Raw genomic sequence first — 12,333 nt, 5'->3', positions numbered from 1 at the left:
GCCGACATATTCCGACCCGCGGAACAACGCCGCCCTCTCGCGAGGGCGGCGTTTTTATTTCTCCCGCGACCGCCGGACATTGTGTACCAATGGCGCCGAGAAACCTCGACCGATGCTCCGGTCAAAATCGTTCGAAAGGGAGAAAACAATGCGTGAAGCCGTCATCGTTTCCTATGCACGCACGGGCCTCGCGAAATCCGGCCGCGGCGGGTTCAACATCACCCCGCCGATGTCGCTCGCGGCCCACGCCATTCACCACGCAGTCGACCGAGCCGGCGTCGAGAAGGACTATGTCGAGGATTGCTATCTCGGCAATTGCGCTCATGGCGCGCCGAACATCGGCCGCCAGGCCGCGCTGCTGGCGGGAATGCCGAAATCGACCGGGGGCGTCTCGGTGAACCGGTTCTGCTCGTCCGGTCTCCAGACCATCGCGATGGCCGCCAACTCGATCCGCTCGGACGGTTCCGACTGCATCGTCGCAGGCGGCGTCGAGAGCATCTCGATGCCGGGCGGCGGCACGCCGAAGGAGACGATCGATCCCGAACTGCTCAAGACGGCACCGGCGATCTTCATGGCGATGATTGACACCGCCGATATCGTCGCCGAGCGCTACAATCTCAGCCGTGAATATCAGGACGAGTATTCGCTGGAGTCGCAGCGCCGCATGGCCGCCGCGCAGCAGGCCGGCAAGTTCAAGGACGAGATCGTCCCGATGAAGACTAAGATGAAGGTGGTCGACAAGGCGACCAAGGCCGAGTCGATCGTCGATTACGTCGTCGACCGCGACGAGTGCAACCGGCCCGAGACCACGCTGGAAGGTCTCGCCAAGCTCGAGCCCGTCAGGGGCCCCGGCAAGTTCGTCACGGCCGGCAACGCCAGCCAGCTGTCGGACGGCGCCGCGGCCGTGGTGCTGATGGAAGCCAAGGACGCGGAGAAGCGCGGCCTCAATCCCATGGGCCGCTTCGTCGCCTGGGCGGCCGCGGGTTGCGAGCCGGACGAGATGGGCATCGGCCCGATCTTTGCCGTGCCGAAGCTGTTGAAGCGTCATGGCCTGAAGATCGACGACATCGATCTCTGGGAGCTCAATGAAGCCTTCGCCAGCCAGTGTCTCTATTCGCGCGACAAGCTCGGCATCGATCCCGCCAAGTACAATGTCAACGGCGGATCGATCGCGATCGGCCATCCGTTCGGCATGACCGGCGCGCGGCTCACCGGCCACATCCTCCAGGAGGGCAAGCGCCGCAAGGCGAAGTGGGGCGTCGTGACGATGTGCATCGGCGGCGGCCAGGGCGGCGCGGGACTGTTCGAAATCTACAGCTGAGATCGAGCCTCATGAATGCGGAAGGCACGGCGTCGCAAGCGCCGTGCCTTGTTGTTTGAGCACCAGGTCAGGCGTGTACTCTTTGAGTCATCGGTTTTGTGGGATGAAGCGGCTGAAGGATGGTAGTCTAAGACAAAGCTTGATGATGAGGGGAAGCGCGAGGACCGGGATGACGCACGCAGCGACATAACCTTCCGCCAGCGACGGCAGACCGAAGCTCGCCGCTGCCCACACGAGCGTGACGTTGCGGTTTCCGCTCACGAGACCGATGGTACCGGCGGTTTGCCACCCCAGCCTCGCGAACGTCAGGGCAGCGAGGACGCACAGACCGAAATTGAACACGATCGCCGCGGCGAGCATCACGTCGAAACGCAGGGCGTTGCTGGTCCATTGCGCCCGTATGCCTTGCGAGGTGGCAAGCCCCACGATCATGAGCCCGACAACGGCGATCCCGGTGGCGGCGCTTTGATCGGGCAGAACGGGAATCACATGACGACGAAACCTCATGGCTAAGAAGGCCACCAGGCCTGCAGCGCCGATAATGCTGAAGAGCCGGATTGCCAGCCCGCCCATGTCGAATGCAATTCCAAGCCCGAGCACCGTGGCAAAACTCGGAATCGAGATCGGCGTGAGCAAGGTCAGTGCGATGGAAACGAGCAGTGCAAGACGTGGTCGCAAACCGAGCATTCCGGCGATCGCAGCGGCGCTTCCGACCGGCGGCGCCAGCAGTGAAAGCAGAACGCCGGCCCGCAGCGCAGGATCAAGCGGAGCAAAGGACAGCAGAATCGCAGCAGCGAATGGCAGCACCAGGCCAACCCAGGCAAGTACCACGCCCATCAGGAGCGGACGAATGCTGGCTTCAGAGGGGGCAAGACCCGCCGTAAGAAACGAGCCCAGCGTCAGAAGAAATGCCGAAAAAGGCAAAAGATCGTAGCCGAGATGAGCGAAGGGAGTGATCATCAGCCCTGCGCAAAGCGAGATCACCAGGAGCATAGGTCCTTGTCCGCCAAGCGTGGACAATATCCGGCCAACGTACATCTCAGCTCCTCAGGACTTGCGCATCGACGACGATGCGTCTTCAGATTTCAGTCATGTCGGCCACCATTGCGAACGTCAGAAGAATCCGGCGCTCAAATCCAGGCCGTAGGTTCGTGAGAGCACGAACACAAAGGCGCACGCTGCGCATAACAGGAGGGCGTGCTTCGCCAATTCGGCACCGATGACCGAGAGGACCGTGCGGGAAATCGTGCGTATGATTGCTGGCAATGTTGCCTCCTGGTTTTCAAATCCCATGAACCGGCTGCATGTGGCGGCCGTCAGTCGGTGTGCGAAGCGAGGATCAGGGGCGGATCACCTCGCTCGGTCGACGCGCGCTGAATGAGGATCGCGCCGATCACGTGAACGAGGCCGAATCCCAGCAGAACGAGAATCATCAGGCGCGTCTCGCCGCCTGTTCGCTTTCTGTCGTGCGATGCCGGAGATCTGGCCCGAATTGGAGACGCAGCACGGTTGTGATTGTTCACGATTGTCCTCATATGCTTTGCTGTCGCTCGTCCCGATCGCCTACGGCGCCGGCGGGTTCGAAATGTAGTGGGTAACGAAATCGTCGGAGGCCAGGTTGGCTTGGCGCTCTCGGGGCGCCTTGCTCATTGCCGCGAAGGCAATCACCAGCGCCAGGAGCGAGCCATAGAAGGCGACCACTCCAAGTCTCCACATCGCAACCAATCGCTGTTCTTGATCGGACGCGAGAAACCTCTGCGATTGTCTTCCCTGCTGTGCGATGTCGGTCAATGCGACCTCCTGTTTGATGGCTGTTGTGATGCCAGCGTGCGATCAGTCGCCTCCGAAAAGGAGCGGTGCGACGGGCGGCGCCGACTGCGAAGCGGCCCTGAGTGTCGGGTGTGCAAAGGTCGTCAACGCTGCGTCGAATCCGGCGAGAACCACGAACAAGCCAACGACGATCATGATGAGGTGATGCGCGCGCACGCTGACTTCCGGATGAAATTGCTCCGCGTCGATCAACCAACCGGCATCTCGTCGCGATGCGATCTGAACCCACTGTCGTCGTCGCCGGCGTCACTCGGCCGTCACTGCAGCGTTAATATTGTTCGCTAAGGCGGCAATTCGTGTAGGATGTATATCCGTGAGCGCATCTGCTTATTTTTGAGGCGGAATGACCGAAACTGCACCCGCGCCCAGCCCAAGTTTTACTCTCGCACTTCTTGGACGTTTTGAACTGATCGGGCCGGACGGTGCCGTCAGCTTACCGAACAAGAAGCTCGCGGGATTGCTGGCCTATCTGGCCTGCACGGCACCTCAGCCTCAGCACCGCGAAAAACTCTCGACCTTGCTGTGGGGATCGCACTTCGAAGCGCAGGCGAAGCAAAACCTGCGACAGGCCCTGTTCAAGCTGCGTCAAGTTCTTGGTCAGAGTGCTCTCAGGAGTGACGGCGAATTCATTTCGTTGAATGCCGTTGTGATCACCTGCGATGTGCCGCAATTCGAGCGGCTTGTCAGAAAGGGCAGCCGTGACGCGCTGACCGCGGCGGCAGATCTCTATCGCGGGCGCCTCGTCGATGACATCGCGGTCAACGCTGAGGGCTGGAGCGAGTGGGTGGCCGGCGAACGCGAGCGGTTATCGGAGCTGGCTGTCGGCGCGATGGTAGCGCTCGGCGACCAGGAACTGTCCGACGGACGTGCCGGCGATGCCCTGCTCGCCGGCCAGCGCGCCAATGCACTCAACAGCATGCGTGAGGATGCGCACCGCCTGATCATGCGCGCGTTGTCCGCGGCCGGCCGCAACGCCGAGGCGCTCAAATATTATCAGGCCGTCGTTGCCTTTCTGAAGCAAGAGCTCGGCACCGCGCCCGATGCCACAACCAGCGCGCTGGCTGCGGAATTGCGCAAGGTCCAGGAGCAGAAGATCGTTCTGCCGGCAGCGGACCCGACGGCAGACCTTTCGCACCAGGCGGAGCACGTGTTCGGCAACGACAGGCCCTCCGTGGCGGTGCTTCCGTTCCGCAACATGGGTGATGAAACCGAACAGGACTACTTCGCCGATGGCGTCACTGCAGACATCATCACCGCTCTATCGCGCTTTCGCGAGCTGGTGGTGATCGCGGCCGGATCGAGCTTTGCCCTTCGGGACAAGGGAATGACCAGCCGGCAGATTGCGCAGCAACTCGGTGCGCAATACGTCCTGAGCGGTCATATTCGCAAGGCGGGCAACCGCATTCGCGTCTCGGCCGAGCTCACTCATACCGGAAGCGAGGCCCAGGTCTGGTCCAATCGCTACGATCGCCCCCTGGTCGACATCTTCGACCTGCAGGACGACGTCAGCAGCAGTGTTGCCGCAGTCGTCGATCCCGCCGTTCGTAGCGCCGAGATCGAACGCGCACGCCGCAAGCCGCCAACTGATCTTTCGGCCTATGATCTGTATTTGCGCGGCCTTCACCATTTATGGGGCGGCACCCGCGAAGGTATCGTCAAGGCCATCGATCTGCTTCGGCGGTCTCTGAGCCTCGATCAGGAGCGAACGGCGACGCTGGCGGCGCTGGCTTGGGGACTCGTGATGGCTCCGCCGCTCGGCGCCAACATGTCTGCGGATGCCGCGTCCGAGGCGGTCGGTCTGGCGCGCCGCGCCGTCGAGCAGGATAGTGGGGACGCTTTCGCCCACGCTGTCTATGGCTTCACGCTGTTTGGGCCCGCCGGCGACAACGATCAGGGGCGCATTCACGCCAGCGAAGCCGCAAGGCTCAATCCGAGTTCGGCTTTCGCATGGGGTGTACTCGGAATGATCGACAGCATGGGAGGCGATTATGCCAACGCACTCGCATGCCTGCATCGGTCTCTCGTCCTCAGCCCCGAGGACAGCATGCTCCATATGTGGATGACGGGATTGACCGCGTCCTACTTTGCCCTCGGGCAGTACGAGGAGGGCGTTGCCTGGGCGCGCAAGTCGGTTCGGCACAATCCGAGCAACGGCACCGGACATCGCATGCTCGCGGCCAACCTGGTCGGGGTCGGCCGGCTGGAGGAAGCCCGCGAGGTCACCCGGGTTCGCGATGCGGCACAAAAAACGACGATCCGCGATCTGCGCGCCATGCGCTTTTTCAAGCAGCACGAGGCGCTTGAACGCTACCTTTCGGCCCAGCAGATCGCCGGCGTGGCCGACTGAGCCTCAAGCGCCGAGTGCAACGAGCAGCGTGCGCACGGTCATGAAGACCAGGATGACCGAGCCGACGGTCCACAGCATTGCGCGAATGTCGTGAATTTGCCCGGTGAGATAGGCGAGAAAATGCAGCAGGCGTGAGGCAACGTAGCCGTAGAGCAGGCATTGCGCGAGAAGCAGCGACGGCTTTGTGAGAACATAAAGAAAGCCCGCGGCCAGGAAATACGGCAGGCTCTCGAGATCGTTCATCTGGATCCGGCGGATCCGCTCCACATCTTCGTTGGGAAGAAGCTGCGCCGGATCGGGTGCGGGATTCAGTGGTGTCTTCTTGATGTCCTCCGGCGAACGGTAGCCGCCCTGGGCCCTCACCATCCGGACCACGGTGAGCCACGACATCGCCACGGCCTTGAGGATGATCAAGCTGGCGGCAACGACATAGGTGGCGAAGAGGGGATCGTGAAGATTGATTCCGTCCAATTTGGTACCCCGCTCCGGCAGGGCCATACTACATGTCCGAGCGGGTTGCGCCACTACGTAAAGGCAGCCGCCAGTCCAGTCCCAGCCTGATCTCGCCTTATGCCTTCGCCAGCGCCGATCGGCCATCCGTTCGGCATGACCGGCGCGCGGCTCACCGGCCACATCCTCCAGGAAGGCAAGCGCCGCAAGGCGAAGTGGGGCGTCGTGACGATGTGCATCGGCGGCGGCCAGGGCGGCGCGGGACTGTTCGAAATCTACAGCTGAGATCGAGCCTCATGAATGCGGAAGGCACGGCGTCGCAAGCGCCGTGCCTTTTGCTTTCTGGCGTGTGCTTGGGGATACGCCCGCGGCAACTCAACCGTTCTTCTCGGGCGCGACAGGTCGGAACACCCACTCGCGCCAGACCACCAGCAACGCCGACATGATCACCGGGCCGAGAAACAAGCCCAGAAGGCCGAAGGCAGCCAAGCCTCCGAAGATCCCGACAAACGCGAACAGAAACGGCAGCCGCGCCGAGTCGCCGACCAGGGTCGGCCAGACGAAATGATCGCCGGCCAACATGACGATCGCGCCCCAGAAGAAGACGCCCGCGGCTGCGAAGCCGCTGCCTCCGCCAGAGACCAGCACCACCGCCGCAGCGGTGAAAGCGAGCCAGGCGCCGAACGGAAGCATGGCGAAGGCCGTGGTCAATATCGTGAATACGATGGCATGCGGCACGCCCGCGACGAAATAGGCCACGCCGATCAATAATCCCTCACCCGCGGCGACCAGCACCGTACCGTTCACGGTGCCGCGGATCGCATCGACCATTTGCTCGGCGAGACCCTCTCCCGCCTCACCGAAAAGCCGATCGCAGGTTTCCAGCACGCGGTCCGAGATCGACCGGCCGTTGCGCAGCAAGACGAACAAGGCGATCAGCGAAAAGAACAGAAGAAACAGGCGATGAAGCAGCTGTCCGCCGAACGTTCGAACCAGTTCCGATGCGTTGTCTGCGTTGACGCTTTTCAGCCATGCGGTCGCGGCTTTGGGATCGGAAAGATTGCTGCGCCACCACTGCTCGATGCTCTCTGCGGCGATCGGAAGGCGGGCGAGCCAATCAGGCACTTCGATCCCGCTCTCTCCGGCCTGTTTCATCCAGCCCACGAGCAGATCGCCTTGCTGCGCGATCTGATAGACGGCAAGCGACATCGGTGTAAACAGGATGAGGGCGACGACGAGCGTGAAGACCAGCGGGGCCAGGCTGGACCGGCCGGAGGTCACGCGTGCCGCAAACTTGGTGTAGAGCGGCCACAGGCTGGTTGCGAGAATCGCGGCCCAGATCACTGCGGGCAGAAAGCCCACCGCCGTCCACAACGCGAGTGCGACCAGCGCAAGGGCAAGCACGACCCGTGCGTTCATGCGCGCGCCCGCGCCGGTAGGCAGCGGCTTTCGCTCGGTCGTGGTCGGGCCGCCCTCGCTCCGCGCCGCCTCGCTCCGCTTGGGCGGACGCTGCTTCGATGCCACGGATTTCGCTCGGTCGGTCATTTGAAGTCGCTGGAGTGCGGAGCTGCAGTGTCGAACTGATCAGCAGGAGAAACGCTGGGTCCAGGCTTCAAGCCGCAACGAGGGGCTTCGGTTCCGCTCGGGAAGAAGTCGCAATGAGCTGGCGCCCTTCGTCGGGCGCGGCTCGGCCGAAGCCGCCCGTGCACCGCGGGCAGGAAATCGCGTTCGCCGCTTACGCCTGCGCCAGCGCCGGTGCGAACACCACCTCGATCAGCGAGCCGGAGTTCGCCGCGCTCTTGATGTTGAAGCGGGCGCGGTTGGCTTCGACCAGGGCCTTGGTCAGCGACAAGCTCAGCGCCGAACTGTCTTCGGCGTCGCCGGGCGGCGGCGTGCGGAACGGCTCCATCGCGGCGGCGACTTCGCGCTCGCTGAGGCCGTGACCGGTGTCGCGGATGCGAAGTGCGACCTCGCCGCGGTCGGTGAGCGCGGTCGAGACGATGACCTGGCCGCCGGCGCTGGCGAGCCGGATCGAGTTCGAGATCAGGTTCATGGTGATCTGCCGCATCGCGCGCGCATCCGCGCTCACCTGCGGCAGGGCATGGCCGAGCGAGGTGCGGATGATGATGCGCTCGCGATTGGCCTGCGGCTGCATCACGACAACGCAGGCCTCGACCAGATCGTTGAGGTTGAGGTTGGCGAAGTCGAGGTCGAGCTTGCCGGTCTCGATCCGCGACAGCTCGAGCAGGTCGTCGATGATGGCGATGACGCGCTCGCCGGAGGCGCGGATGTCCTTCATGTACTCGCCGTAGCGCTCGTTGCCGAGCGTGCCGAAGCGTTCCGAGATCATCACCTCCGAGAAGCCGATGATGGCGTTCAGCGGCGTGCGGATCTCGTGGCTGATCCGCGCCAGCATGTCGGCCTTGGCATTGGCCGCGCCGTCGACCAGACGTCGCGCCTGCGTCAGCTCGCTCTCGCCCTGCTTGCTGTGCGAGAGATCGCGGAACACGGCGAAGAAGTTCGGGCCGTCGGGCCGGGTGCGGCCCATGATCATCGCGAGCGGAATGACGCCGCCCTTCTTCTCGCGCCCCAGCACCTCGCGGCCGTGGTCGAGCAGGCTCGCGATGTCCTGGCTCTTGAGGTTTTCCAGATAGTCGATCACGACATGCTGGCTCTCCGGCGCGAACAGCGTCACCAGATTCTGCTGCATCAGCGTCTCGCCGTCATGGCCGAACAGCGCCTCGGCGCTGCGGTTGCAGGCGTGGATGTTGCCTTCGGCATCGAACATCACGATGCCCTCGGCCGTGGTGTCGAGGATCGCGGCGAGATCTTCCGCGGCCGCCTCGCCGGCGTCGGGCTCCGGCGCGGTGGGGAAGGTCTCGGGGACAATGGTCTCGGCGGTGACGGTCTCGGCGATGACGGGCGCAGCGGGCGCTGCCTGCGGCAGCGCGCAGATCAGCGCATGCGCGCTCTCGCCGTCCCAGTCGATCGCGTGCAGATGCGCCTCGGTGGTCGGCAGCGGCGCTTCGCCATTGGCGAGCGTCGCGCTGATCGTGACAGGCGTGCCGGCTTGCGACGTGCTGCTGGCCGCGGACACGCCCGGCTCGACATAGAGCGCATCGAGCCCGCCGGCATTCTCCAGTGCGCTCAGGCTGCCATAGCCCATGCGCGCGAGAAACGCGGAATTGGCGTAGAGCAGGCGGTCGAGCCGATAGATCAGGATGCCGGTCGGCAGCAGGTCGAGCAGCGCGCGGTCGCGCGGGCTGTGGCCGTGCGCGGGCGGCGCGGGCGCGGTCAGCCATTCGGCCGGCGCGTGCGGCGTCTCAGGCTCGGGCTCCGGCGTCGGCGCCTCAGGCGTGATCTCGGCATCCGGCGGCTCGGACGATGCCGCGATGGTTTCCTTGTCGCGTTCGAGGCGCTCGGACAATTGCCGGGCGAGCTCGTTGAACGCGCTGTTCTCGACCGGCGTCAGCGTCGGCGATCGCGTGTCGCCGGGCGCGCGGAACGGCAGGACATTGGGAGGCGTTTCCACTGGCGTTTCCGGATCGGTTGGGTGTGAATTCGCGTCGGTGATGAGTGCGGACAGTTCAGCTTCAGGCTCAGGTGCGGGCGGCTCGATCGGCGGAGGCGGCGGCGCCTCTAGCTCTGGCTCTGGCTCGGGCTCCGGCTCGACCACATCGGCGGACAGGCTTTGCGGCGCCGCCGGTTCGGCCAAAAGCTCAAAACGCCTGAGCGCACCGAGCCGGTTGAGGCCGTCGAGATCGCGGCAGACGCCAAATCCCCTGAAGCCCGCGAAATTGCGGTCGCCGTCATAAACCGGAAGCCCGGCAAGCTCGACCGGCAGATGCTCGCCGCCATCGGCTGGCCAGTTCACGGTGATCCCGGCCCAGGTATCCTTGCTCGCAAGCGCCTGCGCCACGCGGCTCTCAGGATCGAGCGCGAATGCGTCGGCGATCTGGCGCCAGGGGCGGTCGAAGCCGGCCGCCGTGCGCGGGCCGATCAGGTGGATGAACTCGTTGGAGAGCAGCGCAAAGCGGCCCTCTGCATCCACCTTCCAGAGGAAGCGCAGCGGATGCTGACGCGGTGCGGGCGGCTCTTCGTGGCCCGACGGCGGCTCGACCATGCCGGTTACGGTCGGCGCGGCCTGCGGCGACACCATGGCTTCGGCCGAGTTTTCAACCGGAGTTTCTGGCGCGGCTTCGGCCGCTTGCTCGACGGCTTGCTGGATCGAGACGATCTCGGTCGCCGGCTCGCTTGCGGGCGGTTCGTGCGCGATCGTTGCTTGCGGCGCGTCGACCGGCTCGGCGAAGGCGTCGAACAGCGCGATTTCGGATGGCGCCTCGTGCGACGGCGCCGCTTGCACATCCTGCGGCACGGCGGCTGGAGCAGCGGGCGGCGCAGCCTCATGCTGATCGATGTCTTCTCGGGCGATCTCTTCGCGCGCGACCTCTTCAGTGGCCTCGGGCTCGACCTCATCAGTCGCAGCCGCCGCCTGCTGCACGGCAGGCTCGATCAGCGCGACCAGCCCGACATCGGCCCCGCTGCCGACACGCTGCAGCACCATCTGCCCGATGCCGATCGGCGTCTCGGCGCGGCCCTGGCGAAGCGCGTCGCTGCGCGCCTGTTCGAGGCCGCCCTCGGTGAGATCGCGGAAGCCGAGCAGGGTGCGGGCCGTTTCGCTGGCGCCGACGAACAGGCCGTCGGGTGCGAACGCCGCCATCGGCGTCTTGGCGCCGTCGACCAGACGAAGCAGCCGCTCGACCAGCGGCATGGTGCGCAAGCCGGGGTCCATCGCGGTGACCAGCACGGCGCGGCCGCCATCGGCGAAGTCGAGCCGGGCGCAGGCGCAGGTCATCAGCATGCCCAACCGCGCGCCGAAGCCGCGCAGCCGTTCGAGCCGGATCGCGCCGTTCGGAGGCAGCCGGCCGGCAAGCCGGATGATCTGGCGGCGGTGGCTGTCGGCGGGGCCAAAGGTCTTGTCCGCGAGCGCCGTGGCATGGGCCGCGCCGAACAGTCTTGCCCCGACCGGATTGGCCCAGAGCACGCGCGTGCCGTCGATCGACCACAGCCAGACGGGCAGCGGCGAGGTCGCGTGCACGGCCAGCCGGGGATCGCCCACGCCTCGCAACTGGAAATCCGAACTCGTCATCCGACCGGCTTCGCGTCCCGCTTGTGCGCATCAGGCTGCCGGGAATGACAGCCTTAAGAAAGGGTTAGTATCGCCCGCAGCCGCGGGCAGGTCCACGGCCGAAGCCTAGGCGCCAAGGCCTAAAGCCGCGATAACCTTAATGTCCCTGACCCCGCAAGCCGTAGTCCGTTCGCATCCCCATCCTTCGAGATCCCCGCGTCCGCAGATACCCATGCCGCCCCAGCCTCATCCTGAGGAGACCGCGCAGCGGTCGTCTCGAAGGACGAGGCGCGCGCTCAGGCGCCACCTGATTACCTCAACCACCGGTTCCCCATCCCGGGAACCTCATCCTCCCCGCGATTAAATTTGCGCAATGCACCCCAGAACCCGTTGCGTTGCACAATGTTGACATCTTAGGCAGGCATGGTCTCCGCGCTGGGCGAGCCATCATTCGTTTTGTGTTTCCAGTCTTCGCACCCGTCACCCGGTTGGCCGGCGGGCGCGCCTGAAGGCTCACTCCGTTTTTTCATTAGTGTGAGGGACAAAGCATGACAGGTACGACTGATCCATTCTCCGCCTCCGTCATTCCGTTCGAGGTTCCGGAGCAGATGCGTGCGTTCGCCGAAAAGGGCGTGTCGCAGGCCCGCGAGAACTACGCCAAGTTCAAGGACGCCGCCGAGACCCACAACGGCACCGTCGAGGCCGTGTTCGCGTCCGCCCACAAGGGCGTGAGCGAATACACCGCCAAGCTGATGGAGTTCGCGAAGGCCAACACCAAGGCCCATCTCGACTTCACCCAGGAGCTGTTCAGCGTGAAGGCGCCGCAGGATGCGTTCGCGCTGTGGACCAACCATTCCAAGACGCAGCTCGAGACCTTCCAGGCCCAGGCCCGGGAGCTCGCCGAGATCACCCAGCGCGCGGCCACTGCCGCCGCCGAGCCGATCAAGGCTTCCGCCGCGAAGCTCTACCCCGCCGCCTGATCTGGCGCAGCCGTCTCAATTAAGAAACCCGGGCCTAGAGCCCGGGTTTTGCTTTGGAAATAACCTCGCTTGCGGGACGTTTTGAGGGTGTTGCGGCCTTGCCAAAAACGCCCGTTGCACCTAGTTTCCGCCCCGTCCAGCCCCCTCGGTGACCGGCCCTATCAAGGGCGCCCCTCGGGCGGCTCGCAAGGATGCAGTTGTAGCTCAGTTGGTTAGAGCGCCTGTCTGTGGAACAGGAGGTCGGTGGTTCGAGCCCACCCAACTGTACCAGTGATTT

Annotated in this window: 9 protein-coding genes, 1 tRNA gene and 1 pseudogene; 5 read left to right on the top strand and 6 right to left on the bottom strand. The window is 64.6% G+C overall.

Annotated elements, in window-relative coordinates:
* The first annotated feature begins 148 nt into the window (after nucleotides 1-148).
* Nucleotides 149-1,321 (top strand): thiolase family protein, encoded by a 1,173-nt coding sequence (locus tag AC0L3B_RS09335; protein WP_085360557.1) that lies wholly within the window; start codon nucleotides 149-151, stop codon nucleotides 1,319-1,321.
* A gap of 87 nt (nucleotides 1,322-1,408) precedes the next feature.
* Here the strand turns inward: AC0L3B_RS09335 and AC0L3B_RS09330 are convergent, their stop codons facing one another.
* The 3 genes from AC0L3B_RS09330 to AC0L3B_RS09320 all read right to left on the bottom strand — a co-directional run bounded on the left by AC0L3B_RS09330 (nucleotide 1,409) and on the right by AC0L3B_RS09320 (nucleotide 3,343).
* A complete protein-coding gene (locus tag AC0L3B_RS09330) occupies nucleotides 1,409-2,314 on the bottom strand; it encodes a hypothetical protein (RefSeq protein ID WP_377791877.1) in 906 nt (301 codons plus the stop codon).
* A gap of 570 nt (nucleotides 2,315-2,884) precedes the next feature.
* The gene (locus AC0L3B_RS09325; protein WP_085348786.1) at nucleotides 2,885-3,112 is read right to left on the bottom strand and encodes a hypothetical protein; all 228 of its coding nucleotides are present in this window, start codon (nucleotides 3,110-3,112) and stop codon (nucleotides 2,885-2,887) included.
* 42 nt (nucleotides 3,113-3,154) lie between these two features.
* The gene (locus AC0L3B_RS09320; RefSeq protein WP_018453567.1) at nucleotides 3,155-3,343 is read right to left on the bottom strand and encodes a hypothetical protein; all 189 of its coding nucleotides are present in this window, start codon (nucleotides 3,341-3,343) and stop codon (nucleotides 3,155-3,157) included.
* 151 nt (nucleotides 3,344-3,494) lie between these two features.
* Between AC0L3B_RS09320 and AC0L3B_RS09315 the strand changes: the two genes are divergently transcribed.
* Nucleotides 3,495-5,498 carry a BTAD domain-containing putative transcriptional regulator gene (locus AC0L3B_RS09315; protein ID WP_085360553.1) on the top strand — a complete coding sequence of 668 codons (2,004 nt, stop codon included), beginning with the start codon at nucleotides 3,495-3,497 and terminating at the stop codon, nucleotides 5,496-5,498.
* 3 nt (nucleotides 5,499-5,501) lie between these two features.
* Here AC0L3B_RS09315 and AC0L3B_RS09310 read toward each other — a convergent pair whose 3' ends face one another.
* The gene (locus AC0L3B_RS09310; RefSeq protein WP_143273320.1) at nucleotides 5,502-5,996 is read right to left on the bottom strand and encodes an MAPEG family protein; all 495 of its coding nucleotides are present in this window, start codon (nucleotides 5,994-5,996) and stop codon (nucleotides 5,502-5,504) included.
* Nucleotides 5,997-6,086: 90 nt separating this feature from the next.
* Between AC0L3B_RS09310 and AC0L3B_RS09305 the strand changes: the two are divergent.
* Nucleotides 6,087-6,233, top strand: a pseudogene (locus AC0L3B_RS09305) (acetyl-CoA C-acyltransferase); the annotation flags it as partial.
* A gap of 90 nt (nucleotides 6,234-6,323) precedes the next feature.
* Here the strand turns inward: AC0L3B_RS09305 and AC0L3B_RS09300 are convergent.
* Nucleotides 6,324-7,493 carry an AI-2E family transporter gene (locus AC0L3B_RS09300; RefSeq protein ID WP_473380316.1) on the bottom strand — a complete coding sequence of 390 codons (1,170 nt, stop codon included), beginning with the start codon at nucleotides 7,491-7,493 and terminating at the stop codon, nucleotides 6,324-6,326.
* 190 nt (nucleotides 7,494-7,683) lie between these two features.
* Nucleotides 7,684-11,097, bottom strand: coding sequence for a PAS domain-containing sensor histidine kinase (locus AC0L3B_RS09295; protein ID WP_473380315.1), 3,414 nt, complete (start codon nucleotides 11,095-11,097; stop codon nucleotides 7,684-7,686).
* Nucleotides 11,098-11,624: 527 nt separating this feature from the next.
* On the opposite strand from AC0L3B_RS09295, the gene AC0L3B_RS09290 reads away from it, so the two are divergent.
* Both AC0L3B_RS09290 and AC0L3B_RS09285 read left to right on the top strand, forming a co-directional pair.
* Nucleotides 11,625-12,056 (top strand): phasin, encoded by a 432-nt coding sequence (locus AC0L3B_RS09290; protein ID WP_018453573.1) that lies wholly within the window; start codon nucleotides 11,625-11,627, stop codon nucleotides 12,054-12,056.
* Between the two features lie 193 nt (nucleotides 12,057-12,249).
* Nucleotides 12,250-12,326 (top strand) — tRNA-His (locus AC0L3B_RS09285).
* The last annotated feature ends 7 nt before the right edge of the window (nucleotides 12,327-12,333 follow it).

This window comes from Bradyrhizobium sp. Kon56 (assembly GCF_055807635.1).
The sequence above is the reverse complement of the archived record's forward strand: the minus strand, read 5'-3'. Positions and strand labels throughout refer to the sequence as shown.